We start from the raw sequence: 15,296 nt of genomic DNA, 5'->3' as shown, positions 1-15,296 counted from the left end.
GGTTCATCTCGATCCGATACGTTCAGCCGCGCCAGCCGCCGCCGCAGACGAGGGTCTCGCCTGTGACGTAGTCCGACTCCGGCAGACAGAACAGCAGCACGGCGCCGGCGGCGTCGACGGGTGTGCCGACTCGACCGAGGGGGATGCTCTCCCTGGCTCGGTCGAGCACGGTACGGTTCACGCCCACGCGGATGGCGGAGCCGGCGACGTCGATCTCGGCGTCGTCGTCTGCGGGGGCCGTGAGGCGGGTCGCGATGAGCCCGAATGCCACGGCGTTGACCGTGACGTTGTAGCGGCCCCATTCGCGGGCGAGTGTGTTCGTGAGTCCGCTGATCCCTGCTTTGGCCGAGCTGTAGGCGACCTGGCCGGGATTTCCCGACAGGGCGGAGACCGAGGACACGTTGACGACCTTGCGGCAGCGCGCGCTCCCCGTCTCGGCCTGTTCGGTCTTCGCCGCTGCGGCGAACACGGGCTGCGCGGCGCGCAGCAGACGGAACGGCGCGGTGAGGTGCAGCGCGAGCATCTCCTCCCATTGTTCGTCGCTGGTCTTCTGGATGACCGAGTCCCAGGTGTATCCGGCGTTGTTCACGATGATGTCGAGGCCGCCGAAGTGCGAGACCGCGGTGTCGACGATGCGACCGGGAGCGTCGGCGTCGGTGATCGACCCCACGCTCGTGACGGCGGAGCCGCCGGCGGCATGGATGGCGGCCGCGGTCTCGTCGGCCGGGCCGGCGTCGAGGTCGTTCACGATCACGCGCGCGCCCTCTCGAGCGAGGCCGAGAGCGATCTCACGGCCGATGCCGCGCCCCGCGCCGGTGACGATCGCGGTTCTGTCCTGCAGCTTCATCGGTGTGTCCCCTGTCGTTCGTAAAGTGTCACGACGGCGGCGCCGCCCAGGCCGATGTTGTGCTGGAGTCCGAGGCGTGCGCCCTCCACCTGCCGCGCGCCGGCTGTTCCGCGCAGCTGCCAGACCAGTTCCGCGCACTGCGCGAGTCCCGTCGCGCCGAGAGGGTGTCCCTTCGACAGCAGCCCGCCCGACGGGTTGGTCACGACGCGGCCTCCGTAGGTGTTGGCGCCGTCGTCGACGAACGCGGCACCCGTGCCTTCGGGCGTCAGGCCGAGGGCCTCGTAGCTGATCAGCTCGTTGGTCGCGAAGCAGTCGTGCAGTTCGACGACGGGGATGTCGGACGGATCCACACCGGACTCCTCGTAGACCTGCTGTGCCGCCCGTCGGGTCATGCCCGCACCGACCAGCTCGCGGCGATCCCCCGAGGAGAAGGTCTCGGCCGTATCGGTGGTCATGGCCTGAGCGCGGATCGTCACGGCGGTCGACAGCCCGTGTGCGGCGGCGAACTCCGGTGTGCACACGATGGCGGCCGCGGCCCCGCACGTCGGCGGGCAGCTCATCAGGCGCGTCAGGGGGTCGGATACCGCGGGGGATGCCAGCACCTCCTCGACCGTGAGAGGAGACCGGAACACGGCGTACGGATTGTTCGCGGCGTGGGATCGCGCCTTGACGGCGATCTTGGCGAACGTGGATGCGGACGTTCCGTAGCGCTCCATGTGCTCCAGACCCGCGCCGCCGAAGAGTCGGGCGACGACGCCGTCGGCTTCGGAGCCAGGGGGGAGCGCGTCGGTCAGCGCGGTCATCGGCGACGTGCGGTCCTGAAAGGTCTCGCGGAGGGCGCCCGGGGTCATCTGCTCGAAGCCGAGCGCGAGTGCGCAGTCGACCGCGCCGCTCTCGACGGCCTGCCGGGCCAGGAAGAGGGCGGTCGACCCGGTCGCGCAGTTGTTGTTCACGTTGACGATCGGGATCCCCGACAGGCCGACGCGATAGAGCGCCACCTGTCCGGCCGTCGAGTCGCCGTACACCCACCCGACGTACGCCTGCTGGATCGATGAGTAGTCGATGCCCGCGTCCGACAGTGCCAGGACGGTCGCCTCCGAACCCATCGTGTCGTACGACGCCCCCGCTGACGGCTTGGTGAACGGCACCATGCCCACTCCTGCGACGACGACCTGGTTGCGGTGGGTCACGTGAACTCCTCGTTGTGTTCCGACCTCCTCACTATGACCGCGTCGAGAGAATTAGTCAAGTCTGACTGTTTATCGTGGGTGCGTCGCTCGCGAAGCCCACGCTCATCGCCGTCAGGGCGTGAGCGTGGAGTTCGGGGAGGAGACGTGATCTGCAGCATCCTCGCTCGCGTCCTCCTCGCGGATGGGTCGCGGGTAGCTGCGGAATCCACGGGAGATCACACCGAGATAGATCACTCCCACTCCGAGCCACGCGAGGCCGAGAAGTTTGGCGTGGGTGTCGATGCCGATCCACAGCACGACGTTGATGGCGATGCCGGCGAGGGGCATCACCAGGAAGCGCAGCACATCTCCGCCCGATCGGCGGCGCTCCCGGATGAAGTAGTGGCCGATGACGGCGACGTTGACCATGATGAAGCCGGTGACCGCTCCGAAGCTGGTGAGCGAGGCGGCGCCGAAGAGATTGTCCGCGTAGAAGATGGCGGTCAGGGCGATGGCCGAGGTCAACAGGATGTTGTTCACCGGGGTGCCGAAGCGGGGGGACAAGCGTCCGAAGAATCGCTGCGGCAGGATCCGGTCGCGGCCCATCGTGTACAACAGGCGGGAGACTGCGGCGATGGCGGCCATGGCGGCCAGGATCGTGGCGGACTGATCGGTGACGAAGAAGGTCAGGCCCAAGGCGTCGCCGCCGAGCCGCTGCAGCAGCTCGAAGACTCCCACGTCGGGATCTGCCAGGTCGCGATACGCAGTGGGCCAGGCGAGCTGCAGGAAGTAGGAGATCAGGGCGAATGCGGCACCGGCGCCCAGGCAGACGATGAGCACGGCGCGGGGGACGTTCTTGCGGGGCTCTTCGGCCTCTTCGGCGAGGGTCGACACCGCGTCGAAGCCGAGGAAGGACACGGCGAGGATGGACGCCGCCCAGAGCAGTCCGCCGCCATCGACGCGGGCGACGTCGAGGATGGCCTGCGGCACCAGTAGGCCGCCTGCGCCGTCACGGTTCACCACGAAGGTGACGATCAGTCCGACAAGGAACACGCAGAACAGGATCTGCGCACTCACCACGATCACATTGAGGCGGCCGGAGATCCTCGCGCCGAGGATGTTGATGGTCGCGCCGAACGCGGCGGCGATCACGACCCACCCCCAGACGGGAACGAAGGGGACGTATTCGTTCATGTAGACGCCGAACAGCAGGTAGCAGATCATCGGCAGGAGCAGGTAGTCGAGCAGCATGATCCAGCCCGTGCCGAACCCGAACCAGGGGTTCACGGAGCGCTGCACGTAGGAATACGCCGATCCGGCGATCGGATACGCCTTCACCATCTGGGCATACGAGTAGGCGGTGAAGAACATCGCCGACATCGTGATCAGATAGGCGAGCGCCATCATCCCGCCGGTCGCGGTGGTGGCGATGCCGTAATAATTGAACACGACGGTCGGCGCGAGATAGGCCAACCCGAAAGCCACGAGGTGACGGAGCTTCAGCACGCGACGGAAGGAGCCCTCCACGGCGGGTGATTCCTGGGCGGTAGCGCTCATGAGACCTCCATCTTCGGGGCCTGCGATGGCCTCAAATAGTTTTACAACGCTGACAATATAACTTCGGGCAGACGCGATCAAGAGATCAGGGCGGAGACATCCCATGGGGCGGCGAGATCTGAGCGACGAACGCAGACCGCAGATCGTCGCGGCAGCCAAGCGCGCGATCACGAAGTACGGCGTCGACGGTGCCACCCAAGAAAGGATCGCCGAGGAGGCGGGGATGAGCCGGGCGCTCATCCGGCACTATCTGGGCAACCGTGACGCCGTGCTCGACGCGGTGTGGGACGAGACCGTCGGCGAGTATCTGGTGGCCGTCGACGAGACCACCAGCGTCACGGAGCCGCCGGCCGAGGTGGAGCGCGCCGTCGGCCGATTTCTCGAGAGCTCCTTCGTCTACCAGGAGGATGATGCGATCATCCTCGCGTTCCTCCACGAATCGAGGAAGAACGAACGCATTCGAGCCCGCACGCACGCCACCTATGCACGCGTCGAGGACAACGTTGCTCGCCTCATACGCGCCGCCTCGCCCACGATCGCAGACGCCGAGGTGGCGACGCGCGCGCACGCGCTGATGGCGTTGTCGATGGGGGCGCTGATGCTGGATCTGCTGAATCCGCGAGGGGCGCGTGCGGATCGACTGACCGGACTCGCCTCCTCCCTGTTTCCTCGCGCCACGGCGAGCGAGACGGCCACCGAGGGGTGAGCGGCCGACGCGTGGTCAGATCGCGCCGGCGACGACGTCTCCGCGGTACATCACGGTGACGGGACGGATGCGGGCGATCTTGTCGACATCCACCGCGAAGGGATCGTCGCTCAAGATCACGAGGTTCGCATCCTTCCCCGGCTCGAGCGATCCCACCCGATCGTCGATGCGCAACTGCCGCGCCGCGTCGATCGTGTATCCCCGGATGAGGCGCTCCATGGTCAGACGCGACCGGGCGCTGGGGCGGACGCTGCCGGGATAGTGCGCCGGGTCGAGGGGCACCTCCGGATCGATACGGGTGACCGCGACCTGCATCCCGAAGAACGGGTTGCCGCGATTCGATTCGTACTTCGTCACCACATCGCTCGAGAAGGTCAGTGTCGCCCCACTGTCGGCGATCGCGGTGAAGTCGTACATCCGGTTCCAGCGCTCATCGCCCAGATACGATCTGGCCTCTTCGCCGAAGTAGCCGCCGGACCAGTGGGGGGTCCAGTTGACGATGATCCCGAGCGCGGCGGGGCGCCCGACGTCGGCGGGATCGATGAGCTCGCAGTGGGCGAAGGTGACCTGGAGCCGCCAGGGCTCGCCCTCCGCGGCACTGCGCCCTCGTGCCGCCTCGACCGCGTCGCAGGCCTCGCGGAAGGCGCGGTCGCCGACCAGGTGGATGTGCAGATCGATCTGCTCACGGTTCATCATCAGCATGCACTCGGCGAGTTCATCCGAGTCCATCTGCATCTGTCCGAGGTCGGCTGACGCCGGGTCGTTCACGAACGGCTCGATGACCGCGCTGTTGCCGTTCTCGTTTGTCCCGTCCAGGAACAGCTTCAGAGTGCGGATGCGCACCCGCTCACTGCCGTGGTCGCGGTCATAGCGGCGGGCGGTCGCGATCGCGTCGGGCAGGTCGGCGAGCGTGCGGAACCGCGGAGCGCCCTCGTAGTCGAGCGGCAGTCGGTCCGAGCGATCGAGACGCGCAACGCTCGCGAGCGCCCCCTCGTCCTCGATGAGCGCCTCGAAGAGCCCGGTGACACCGTGGCGGGTCATGAAGTCGAAGAACTCGCCGATGCTGTCCTCGGTCACGACGGGAGGGCGCCACTGGAGGGTGTCGAACATCCGGTCGAGGAAGTGTGTGTAGGCCATCTCCAGGGCGAGGCCGGTGGGCTCGCCCTTCGCATCGCGGATGAACATCTCGAGTCCCGGCACCGGGTCGCGCGTCTCCGCGGTGACGCCGAGCAGTTCGAGCATCCGACTGTTCAACCAGTGCGCGTGCTCGCTGAAGTCCTGGAGGAGCACGGGGCGATCGGAGACCGCGGTGTCGAGGAGTTCCTTCGTCGGTGTGCGCTCGCCGAAGATCGTGCTCGGGTAGTACTCGAAGTAGAGGAACGGGACCTCCGCCGCCGGGTGTGCTAGGGCGTACTCCCGCACGAAATCAAGGATCTCATCGAGATCATCGGTCTTCGGCAGTGCGACGTGCCAGGCGCTGTGCGTGACCATGGCCGGATGGGTGTGGGCGTCGATGATCCCCGGGAGCACGGTCTTCCCCCCGAGGTCGTGCTCCGTGACGTCGCCATCCGGATGCCAGTCTTCGACGCGCCCGACGAACACGAGCTTTCTCTCGCGGATCACGAGGGTGTCGGCGAGCGGCGTCCTGTCGTCCGATGTCACGATCCTCGCGTTCGTCAGCACAGTGTCCATGTCCACCTCTCGGAAAAATTTTACAGAGTTGACAATCTATCGCGGCCGGGGGGTTCTCGCCATCCGTTCGGTCGAGCGTCTCGCGTTAAATAGTCAGGCTTGACTAATTCAAGGTGTTCCGTCACGCTGAGATCGAGCAGTCCCACGAGGCGGCCGAGCTGGTGCGGCGAACACCCCGAGCGCACATCACCCTCAAGACCCGCGCATCGTTGCGCACCCACGTGTCAAGGAGGACACAATGAAGAAGATCCGATCACTCGCCCTCGTCGGCGCGCTGGCATTGGTCTCCACCGGATGCTCGGCCACGGGAGGCGCGACCGGTGCCGATCAGCCCGCAGCCACGGGGCCCATCGATGTCTGGTTCTCGAACAACCCGCAGGAGCTGGCGTGGGGTGAGGCCATGGTCGAGGCCTGGAACACCGAGCATCCCGATGAGCAGGTCACTGCGCAGCCGCTTCCCGGCGGATCGACATCGGAGGAGGCCATCACCGCCGCCATCACGGGTGGGACAGCTCCCTGCCTCGTCTACAACATCTCGCCCGCGGCCGTGTCGGACTGGGTCAAGCAGGGCGGTCTCGTCGATCTCAGCTCCCTCGAGGGCGGTGACGACTACATCGAGAAGCGCAGCGGTGACGTGGAGTCGTACGCGATCGACGGGAGCTTCTACCAGCTGCCGTGGAAGTCGAACCCGATCGTCGTGATGTACAACAAGGCCCTGTTCGTCCAGGCCGGGATCGACCCGGAGGATCCGCAGATGCAGACGCACGAGGCGTTCCTCGACGGGGCGCGCACGCTCGTCGACTCCGGCGTGCGGAGCGCGATCTGGCCGAAGCCCACCAGCGAGTTCTACTGGGCGTGGGGCGATTTCTATCCGCTCTATCTGGCCGAGACCGACGGCACGATGCTCGTCGAAGACGGGAAATCGACGTTCGACTCGGATGCCGGGCGCGCGGTGGCCGAGTTCTGGGCGACCATGTACGACGAGAAGCTCGCGCCCAACGAGACCTCGACCGACAACCCGATGGTGGTCGGCACCACCGCGATGCAGATCGGCGGCCCCTGGGCGATCCCGACGTATGGGGATGCCGTGGATGTGGGCTTCATGCCGGTGCCGACGAGCGACGGACGCGAGGCACCCATCTCGTTCGCCGACTCCAAGGGCGTGTCGATGTTCACGGCCTGTGAGAACCAGGACACGGCGTGGGAGTTCCTCCAGTTCTCGACCAGCGAGGAGGGCGATGGGAGCCTGTTGGAGCTGAGCGGACAGATGCCGATGCGCACGGCGCTGATGGACACCTATCCCGAGTACTTCGACGCGCACCCCGAATCGGTGTACTTCGCCGAGCAGTCGGAGGCCACCCGCGGAGTGCCCAGCATCCCGAACTCGGTCGAGGTCTGGCAGACCTTCCGCGACGAGTACTCGTCGTCGGTGATCTTCGGCAAGGAGTCCGTCGACGACTTCCTCGCGAACGCTGCCGCCAAGATCGACGACCTCGTCGCCGAGTGATCACATGACCGACAACCGGCGGCTGCGCACTCGTTGGCTGGGTGCGCAGCCGATCGGCGGCCTCTTCGCGCTGCCCTACCTGATCTTCGTGATCGCGATCTTCGCCTTCCCTCTGGGGTTCGCGGTCTACATCGCCTTCCATGACTACTACTTCACTGCTCCCGGTGTGGAGGTCGATCGACCGTTCGTGGGCGTCGACAACTTCGTCACCGTGCTCACGGATCCGCGGGTTCTCGATGCGCTGAGGAACACGCTCGTGTTCCTCGTGATCAACGTGCCGTTGACCGTCGTGCTCTCGCTCGTGCTGGCCGCGGCTCTGAACAGCGGCATCCGCTGGGCCGGGGCCTACCGTGTGGCGTTCTACGTGCCGTACCTCACGGCGAGCGTGTCCCTCGTCGGCGTCTGGATGCTGCTGTTCTCGGGCAGCGGGCTGGTCAACACGATCCTCGGACCGCTCGCGCCCGACCCGTCGTGGCTCGTGAACAGCGGGCTCGCGATGCCGATGATCGCGCTCTACGTGACCTGGAAGCAGCTGGGGTTCTACATCCTGCTGTATCTCGCGGCACTGCAGAACGTGCCGAAAGAGCTGTACGAATCGGCCGAGACCGACGGTGCCGGCATCTTCACGCGGTTCCGCCACGTGACGGTCCCCGGCGTGCGCAACGCCACGACCCTCGTGTTGATCCTCGCGATCATCACCGGCGCGAACCTTTTCACCGAGCCCTACCTGCTCACCAACGGCGGCGGCCCCGACGGCGCCTCGACCACGCCGGCGCTGCTCATCTATCAGCTGGGCATCCAGCAGCAGAACCCCGACACCGCGTCAGCGATCGGCATGGTCCTCGTGATCCTCGTCGGTGTGCTGTCGCTGGCCGCACAGCGCGCGACGAAGGAGCGATGATGACCCGGATGAAGACAGCCCCCCGCGTTCTGAGCGCGATCCTGCTCACGGTCGCGGCCATCGGATTCGCCTTCCCGTTCTACTTCATGCTGGTCGGCGCGTTCCAGGAGAACCCGACGAACTCCCCGACGTCGCTGATCCCGCTGAGCGGGTGGACCCTCGACAACTTCCTCGCGATCGACTCCCGCATCGACCTGGTCGGCTCGCTCATCAACTCCGTCATCATCACGAGCACGGTCCTGCTGGGCACCGTGGTGTTCGGGCTGCTCACGGGCTATGCGATCGCCCGTCTCGACTTCCGCGGTCGAGGCGTGATCTGGGTGCTCATGCTGCTCGTGCAGATGGTGCCGTTCCAGCTGCTCATGATCCCGCTCTACATCCAGATCACCCGCAACTACGGCCTCGGCGATTCGTATCTCGGCATGGTGCTGCCGTTCATCATCAACACCACCGCGGTCTTCATCTTCGCCCAGTTCTTCCGGGCGCTGCCGGTGGAGATCTTCGAGGCGGCACGGATCGATGGAGCAGGGGAGCTCCGCCTGCTGTTCTCCATCGCCATCCCCCTGATCCGGCCGGCTCTGGTCACGGTCATTCTGGTGACCTTCATCGGGCCGTGGAACGAGTTCCTCTGGCCGTTCCTCATCACGAAGGATGTCTCGCTGCAGCCGCTCGCCGTATCGCTCGCGAACTACATCACCAATGCCACGCAGTCCAGCGCCAACCCGAACGGTGCGATCCTCGCCGGCGCCACGGCACTCGCGTTCCCCGTCGTCATCCTGTTCATCTTCTTCCAGCGCTTCTTCCGAGCCACCGACCTCGGCGCAGCTGTCAAAGGCTAGCCAGAAAGGCCACCATGTTCACCGGAGCCACCTTCCCCCTCGGACCGTTCACCCCTTACGAGGGCAATCCCATCCTCCGCCCGCGCGGCGACAGCTGGGAGTCGGGCAACCTCTACAACCCGGCGGCGATCGTCGACGGCGACGAGGTGGTGCTGCTGTACCGGGCCCACGCCGACGACATCGTCTCGCACATCGGGCTCGCACGATCGAGTGACGGCGTGAACTTCACCCGCGAGGACGCGCCGATCCTCTCGCCGTCCGAGGACTACGAACGGTATGGCTGCGAGGACCCGCGCATCGCCCTGATCGACGGCACCTACTACCTGACCTACACGGGGTGGAACCGTTACAGCGCGCAGCTGTGCCTCGCGACCTCGACCGACCTGCGCGACTGGACGCGCCACGGACCCCTCTTCGACGACTTCGACACCTTCAAGACGACATTCCCCCGGGACCGCAATTGGTCGAAGGCCGGTGTGATCGTGCCTCAGAAGATGCACGGGAAGTGGTGGATGTACTTCGGTGAGGGCGCGATCTACTGGGCGACCAGCGACGATCTCCTCCACTGGACGCCCGGAACCGCCGACACCGAGCCGATGTACTCCCCGACGCCCGGCGCGTGGGACGACACGCTCGTCGAGATCGGCACCTCACCGGTCGTCACCGACAACGGCCTGCTCGTGATGCTGACCAACGGTGCGACGGTCACCATGAACGACGACGGCATCTCCGGCGTCGACTATCGCTGCGGGCAGATCGCGATCGATCCGGATGAGCCGACGAAGGTCATCGCCAAGATGCAGGACCCGTGGCTGCGTCCGCAGAGCTTCGAGGACAGGAACGGTCTCGTCTCGAACGTGACCTTCGTGGAGGGACTCGTGAAGTTCGACGGCAAGTGGTTCGCCTACTACGGCCAGTCCGACACGACCCTGGCGGTCGCGATCCACGATCCGGCCGAGACGTGGGGCCGCGCGCTGCGGGAGCCCGAGCAGGCGGCATCGGAGAGGCCGACCACCTGAGGGACCTCGGCACGGTTAGGCTTTCTCGCATGTCGTCTCACACCCCAGCCATTCCGGTTCAAAAGCGGGCATGGGACACGCGCGAGCGGATCCTGACGGCTGCGGTGACCTGCCTGGCCGAGGAAGGCTACGTGGCGACCACCACCACTCGCATCCAGGAGATCGCCGGTGTCTCGCGCGGGAGTATGCTCCATCAGTTCCCGTCGCGGGACACTCTTCTCGTCGCCGCGGTGCAGTATCTCGCCGACCGTCGCGAGGGGGGGCTCGAACTCGACGACGAGGCCGTCCCCGTCGATGATCTCGACGGGGCGATCGACGTCATGTGGTCGACGTTCCACAAACCCCTTTTTCGGGCGGCGCTGCAACTATGGGTCAGCGCCGAGCACAACCCCGATCTCGCAGCGGCGCTGCGGCCCGCGGAGAAGGCGCTCGGTCAGCGCAACCGCGCGCGCATCGTCCGACTCTTCGGAGAGCGGAACGCGTCGCACGAGGGCTTCGCGGATCTCATCTCCCTCTTGCACAACGCGATGCGCGGAGTCGCTCTGACCTACGCGTTCGCCCCACGTGATCCCGCCACGGACCCCCATCTCCCGGCCTGGCGACGCATCGCGCGCTCGATGCTCAGCGACGACTGACCGCGACTGCGCGGCCGCGTGCTGTGACGACCATCACCGGAGGGGCAGGCAAGTCAGTCAACGAGGTCGGGGTGAACGACTGTCAGACCACCGGGAAAAAGCGGAAACCCCCGCCATGTAGAAGCTAGGCGAGGGTTCCTAAGGTGACTGTAATGATCACCCTGTGGCTCCGACGGGCGTCGATCCCGTGACCTCACGATTTTCAGTCGTGCGCTCTACCAACTGAGCTACAGAGCCGTGCGACCGGCGAACCTGCCGCACCTAGACGAAAGGCCCTTCTCGAAGAAAAGAGCCCATCGCTTAGAGCGACCCTGACGGGACTTGAACCCGCGACCTCCGCCGTGACAGGGCGGCACGCTAACCAACTGCGCTACAGGGCCATACTTGTTTTCAATTGTATCGGAAGGAGTGACCCCAACGGGATTCGAACCCGTGCTACCGCCGTGAAAGGGCGGCGTCCTAGGCCGCTAAACGATGGGGCCGAAGTCTGTCCCGGTGGACTTCCTTGCCGACGCTCAAGCATAAGGGAAGATTCGAGCAAAACGCGAATCGAGGGCGAGCCTGCTGTCCCCCGGGCGTGTTCGGGAGGAACATGGGGTCATCGCTGTGCCCGCTGATGTCACCCGCCACCTGTTGCGGATGTGACTGATGTTGTTAGTGTGGCATCTGTGAAACCGGCGGAAGGGGCCGTGTGAACGACAAGCACTCTCCGACGGATGCTGCTGCGGCGGCATCCGACGACTGCGGCTGCGCGCCCACGCCCGCGGAAAGTCGCGCGTTCTGGAAGGACGGCGCGGTCAGCCGCCGCGGTGCCCTGACTCTCGGCGCGCTCAGCGTCGTCGCGCTCAGCGCATTCGGCGTCACCTCCGGTGTGAACGCCGCCTATGCCGCGTCGTACCCCAGCTGGGACGACGTGCAGAACGCCATGAACAACCAGTCCTCGAAGGCCGCTGAGGTGACGCGCATCGAGGGGCTCATCCAGTCGCTCACGCAGCGGGTCGCCGATGCGCAGGCCAAGGCCATCCTCGCGGGCGAGGAGTACAACACCGCCCAGCTGGCGTACTTCGACTCGATCGCCGTCGCCGAGGAGCTGCAGTCGCAGGCAGACGCTCAGGCCGTCATCGCCGACGACGCCACCAAGAAGGCTGCACAGCTCGCCGCCCAGCTGTACCGCAACGGCGGCGACGACACGGCGCTCGAGCTCTTCTTCGCCGGGTCCGCCGACAACGCCGACGAGCTGCTCTCGCGCCTCGGCACGATGGACAAGGTCTACCAGTACAACCAGACGGTGCACGACAACGCGGTCGCCGCGCGCAACTCCGCGCAGTCGCTGACCGATCAGGCCAACGTCGCCCGCACCGAGCGCGACCGTCTGCAGAAGATCGCCGAGCAGAAGATGATCGAGGCGCAGGCCGCAGCGGATGCCGCGCAGGCCGCACTCGACGAGCAGTCGGCCAACCTCGCCACGATGCAGGCGCAGCTCGCCGCTCTGAAGGACGCCACGGCCACCACCGTGGCCGGCTACCAGGAGGGCGTGCGCGTCGCCGAGGAGGAGCGCAGACGCCGCGAGGCCGAAGAGGCCGCCAAGGCCGCAGCGGGCAACGACAACGGTGGCGGCGGCGGCGGCGGAGGCGGAGGCGGTACCGCCGGAACCGGCGGCTGGGTCCGCCCGCACGGTGGTCACCGCAGCGCCGGATACGGCCCGCGGCCCAAGCCCTGTGCGGCGTGCTCCGGCTGGCACTACGGCGTCGACCTCGCGAACGGCTGCGGGGCCGCGATCTACGCCGCGCAGTCCGGCACCGTCGACTACGCCGGCCCCCGAGGCAACTACGGCAACTACATCCGCATCCAGCACGGCGGGGGAGTCTCCTCGGGCTACGCGCACATCAGAGACGGCGGCTTCGCCGTGCGCAACGGCGCCTGGGTGAACTCCGGCCAGGTCATCGCCTACGCGGGCAACACCGGAGCATCCGTCGGCTGCCACCTGCACTTCGAGGTCTACCTCAACGGGGAGTACACGAACCCGATCTCGTTCCTCGCGGACCGCGGCATCTCGGTCTGAATCCCGCACCGATCACGCAGAAGACCCCCGGCCGCTGAGCGGAACCGGGGGTCTTCTGCGTGCTGCTCGGGTCAGTGACCCTGCTCGCCGAAACGGACGATCGCCTCGTCGAGGATGCGCTCGGCCTCAGCCTTGTCGCCCCACGCGTCGACCTTGACCCACTTGTTGGGCTCGAGGTCCTTGTAGTGCTCGAAGAAGTGCGCGATCTCCTTCTTCGTGTACTCGGCGATGTCGTCGATGTCCTGGATGTGGGCCCAGCGCGGGTCCTTCGACAGCACGGCGACCAGCTTGTCGTCGCCGCCGGCCTCGTCGCTCATCTTGAGAACCGCGACGGGGCGGACCTCGACGACGACGCCGGGGTAGATGGCGTGATCGAGCAGCACGAGCACGTCGAGCGGATCGCCGTCCTCGCCGAGCGTGTTGTCGAAGTAGCCGTAGTCGGCCGGGTACCCGAAGGTCGTGTAGAGCACGCGGTCGAGGTGAACTCGTCCGGTCTCGTGGTCGACCTCGTACTTCACGCGGCTGCCGCGCGGGATCTCGATGACGGCGTCGTGTGCGCCCATGCGTGTGCTCCTCAGAAAAGACGGTTGGATGCCGCGCACCAGCCTACCCGTGGAGGCCGCCGCCGTCCGGGCGGTCGTGCCCTGCCGTTCAGCCTCGACGCCGCGTGAGGCGGCCCAGCAGTCGGGAGAAGACTCCGCTGAGCAGCAGCACCAGGGTGCCGGCGTACCCGACCGTCGGCACGAAGACCGCGAGCGCCAGCGCGATCAGGAACAGGATGATCGCGGCGAGATCGCCGATGATCCCCGCGCGCAGGGTCTCGGGCGTCGTCGTGCCGAGCTCGGGATGACGCAGCAGGTAGACCCCACCCGCGAGCGTGGTCGCCTGCGTCGCGATCAGGGTGCCGATGTAGACCACGGGCTGCAGCAGGTCGGTGTCCATCTGCCCGATCATCGCCGTGGGCACCGGCAGCCAGACGATCGTCGCCATCCATGCCACGTTGATCCACAGAAGCGGAGTGGTGATCCACTCCACATCGCGGTACTGCCGGTGGTGTCCCATCCAGAACGTCGCGATCAGCACGAAGCTCAGGCCGAAGCTCAGGAGCTGGCCCGAATGATCGGAGAAGAAGTCCGCCGTGGTCAGCGTGTCGGACGCCGCCTCCGACACCGCCTCCATCAGGGGGAGGATCAGCAGCGTCATCGCGATCGCCACCACGGCGTCGACGAAGGCCTTGAAGCGCTCGGGAGGGAATCGGCCGTCGGTGCGGGATCGCGTTGCGTGTTCTGCCACGGCGTCAGGTTAGAGCGATCGGTGTCATCCGCGCGACCGCGGCACGGCGATCCGTCGTCGTGATCTACCGTGGAGCTGTGCCCTCGCTCTCACCCGCCATCGCCGAGATCCGCCTCGCCGTGCGCATCGCGCTCGCCGATCTGCACGAGGGATCGACCGTCGTCATCGCGCTGTCAGGCGGAGCGGACTCGCTCGCGCTCGCCGCGGCCGCCGCGTTCGAGGGATCCAGGCTCGGACTGCGGGTGCGCAGCGTCACGGTCGACCACGGGCTGCAGGATGCATCGGATGCCGTCGCCGCGCGCGCCGCGCGGACGGCGACCTCGCTCGGCCTCGACGCTCTCGTCGTCACCGTCGACGTCGGTGCGGAGGGCGGCCCTGAGGCCGCAGCGCGGGATGCGCGCTACCGGGTGCTGAGGGACGCCGCAGCGGACGCCGGTGCCGCGGCCGTTCTGCTCGGGCACACCCTCGACGATCAGGCGGAGACCGTGCTGCTCGGCCTCGCCCGGGGCTCCGGTGCCGCCAGCCTGCAGGGCATGGCCCCGGTGCGCGACGACGACGGCGGCCTGCGCTGGGTGCGCCCGCTGCTGCGGGTGAGGCGGGAGACGACGCGGGCGTTCTGCGCGGCATCCGACCTGGAGTTCTGGGACGACCCGCACAATCTCGAGGATCGCTTCGCTCGGGTGCGCGTGCGGGAGCGGGTGCTGCCGGTTCTGGAATCCGAACTCGGGCCGGGCATCGCCGAGGCTCTCGCCCGCACGGCGGAGCAGCTGCGCGAGGACGCGGAAGCCTTCGACGAGATGATCCACGAGACGATCGAGGACATCGTCGAGCACGCGGAGGCGGGGATCTCGGTCAGCGTCGCAGCGCTCGCCGCGAATCCCGCGGCGCTGCGCAACCGCATCATCCGCCTGGTGGTGGACAGCGAGTTCGGTGTGAGCCTGACCCGGCTGCAGACTCTGGAGGTCGCGCGCCTCGCGACGGACTGGACGGGTCAGGGACCCATCGACCTGCCCTCGTGCTCCGCCGCCCGAATCGGCGGACGCATCGTCTTCACCGCGCGCTGAGGACG

At 66.9% G+C, this 15,296-nt stretch carries 14 protein-coding genes and 3 tRNA genes; 8 read left to right on the top strand and 9 right to left on the bottom strand.

Going from position 1 to position 15,296, the window contains the following annotated elements; genetic code table 11:
• Positions 1-22: 22 nt before the first annotated feature.
• The 3 genes from FQ142_RS14740 to FQ142_RS14730 form a co-directional block, all read right to left on the bottom strand.
• Positions 23-847, bottom strand: coding sequence for an SDR family NAD(P)-dependent oxidoreductase (locus tag FQ142_RS14740; RefSeq protein WP_149423894.1), 825 nt, complete (start codon positions 845-847; stop codon positions 23-25).
• Positions 844-2,037, bottom strand: a complete 1,194-nt coding sequence (locus tag FQ142_RS14735) for a lipid-transfer protein (RefSeq protein WP_149423893.1) — start codon at positions 2,035-2,037, stop codon at positions 844-846. Before FQ142_RS14735 ends, FQ142_RS14740 begins: the two co-directional genes overlap by 4 nt.
• A 111-nt stretch (positions 2,038-2,148) precedes the next feature.
• The gene (locus FQ142_RS14730) at positions 2,149-3,573 is read right to left on the bottom strand and encodes an APC family permease (protein WP_188042418.1); all 1,425 of its coding nucleotides are present in this window, start codon (positions 3,571-3,573) and stop codon (positions 2,149-2,151) included.
• 103 nt (positions 3,574-3,676) lie between these two features.
• Between FQ142_RS14730 and FQ142_RS14725 the strand changes: the two genes are divergently transcribed.
• Positions 3,677-4,279 carry a TetR/AcrR family transcriptional regulator gene (locus tag FQ142_RS14725; protein WP_149423891.1) on the top strand — a complete coding sequence of 201 codons (603 nt, stop codon included), beginning with the start codon at positions 3,677-3,679 and terminating at the stop codon, positions 4,277-4,279.
• A 15-nt stretch (positions 4,280-4,294) separates the two neighbouring features.
• Here the strand turns inward: FQ142_RS14725 and FQ142_RS14720 are convergent, their stop codons facing one another.
• Complete coding sequence (locus FQ142_RS14720) at positions 4,295-5,971, bottom strand: amidohydrolase (RefSeq protein ID WP_149423890.1); 1,677 nt, start codon at positions 5,969-5,971, stop codon at positions 4,295-4,297.
• A 238-nt stretch (positions 5,972-6,209) separates the two neighbouring features.
• On the opposite strand from FQ142_RS14720, the gene FQ142_RS14715 reads away from it, so the two are divergent.
• The 5 genes from FQ142_RS14715 to FQ142_RS14695 are packed head-to-tail and all read left to right on the top strand — an operon-like array spanning position 6,210 to position 10,872.
• On the top strand, positions 6,210-7,478 hold the full coding sequence (locus FQ142_RS14715) for an extracellular solute-binding protein (protein WP_149423889.1): 1,269 nt from the start codon (positions 6,210-6,212) through the stop codon (positions 7,476-7,478).
• Positions 7,479-7,482: 4 nt separating this feature from the next.
• Positions 7,483-8,379: a carbohydrate ABC transporter permease gene (locus FQ142_RS14710; protein WP_149423888.1), complete on the top strand. Its 897-nt coding sequence runs from the start codon at positions 7,483-7,485 to the stop codon at positions 8,377-8,379.
• Positions 8,380-8,387: 8 nt separating this feature from the next.
• A complete protein-coding gene (locus tag FQ142_RS14705) occupies positions 8,388-9,218 on the top strand; it encodes a carbohydrate ABC transporter permease (RefSeq protein ID WP_262492167.1) in 831 nt (276 codons plus the stop codon).
• A gap of 14 nt (positions 9,219-9,232) precedes the next feature.
• Positions 9,233-10,237, top strand: coding sequence for a glycoside hydrolase family 130 protein (locus FQ142_RS14700; protein ID WP_149423886.1), 1,005 nt, complete (start codon positions 9,233-9,235; stop codon positions 10,235-10,237).
• Positions 10,238-10,266: 29 nt separating this feature from the next.
• Complete coding sequence (locus FQ142_RS14695) at positions 10,267-10,872, top strand: TetR/AcrR family transcriptional regulator (RefSeq protein ID WP_149423885.1); 606 nt, start codon at positions 10,267-10,269, stop codon at positions 10,870-10,872.
• 164 nt (positions 10,873-11,036) lie between these two features.
• Here the strand turns inward: FQ142_RS14695 and FQ142_RS14690 are convergent.
• The 3 genes from FQ142_RS14690 to FQ142_RS14680 form a co-directional block, all read right to left on the bottom strand.
• Positions 11,037-11,109, bottom strand: a tRNA-Phe gene (locus tag FQ142_RS14690).
• Positions 11,110-11,178: 69 nt separating this feature from the next.
• Positions 11,179-11,252 (bottom strand) — tRNA-Asp (locus tag FQ142_RS14685).
• 29 nt (positions 11,253-11,281) lie between these two features.
• A tRNA-Glu gene (locus tag FQ142_RS14680) sits at positions 11,282-11,354 on the bottom strand.
• A 209-nt stretch (positions 11,355-11,563) separates the two neighbouring features.
• On the opposite strand from FQ142_RS14680, the gene FQ142_RS14675 reads away from it, so the two are divergent.
• On the top strand, positions 11,564-12,934 hold the full coding sequence (locus tag FQ142_RS14675) for a M23 family metallopeptidase (RefSeq protein WP_149423884.1): 1,371 nt from the start codon (positions 11,564-11,566) through the stop codon (positions 12,932-12,934).
• Positions 12,935-13,005: 71 nt separating this feature from the next.
• Here FQ142_RS14675 and FQ142_RS14670 read toward each other — a convergent pair whose 3' ends face one another.
• Positions 13,006-13,497, bottom strand: a complete 492-nt coding sequence (locus FQ142_RS14670) for an inorganic diphosphatase (protein ID WP_045254862.1) — start codon at positions 13,495-13,497, stop codon at positions 13,006-13,008.
• A gap of 88 nt (positions 13,498-13,585) precedes the next feature.
• Positions 13,586-14,227 (bottom strand): TMEM175 family protein, encoded by a 642-nt coding sequence (locus FQ142_RS14665; RefSeq protein ID WP_149423883.1) that lies wholly within the window; start codon positions 14,225-14,227, stop codon positions 13,586-13,588.
• 77 nt (positions 14,228-14,304) lie between these two features.
• On the opposite strand from FQ142_RS14665, the gene tilS reads away from it, so the two are divergent.
• Positions 14,305-15,291, top strand: a complete 987-nt coding sequence (gene tilS, locus FQ142_RS14660; protein WP_149423882.1) for a tRNA lysidine(34) synthetase TilS — start codon at positions 14,305-14,307, stop codon at positions 15,289-15,291.
• Positions 15,292-15,296: the final 5 nt, after the last annotated feature.

The sequence above is a fragment of the Microbacterium sp. ANT_H45B genome (assembly GCF_008369345.1).
Classification (GTDB): domain Bacteria; phylum Actinomycetota; class Actinomycetes; order Actinomycetales; family Microbacteriaceae; genus Microbacterium.
Note: the sequence above shows the minus strand (reverse complement) of the source record. Positions and strands in the feature narration are given on the sequence as shown.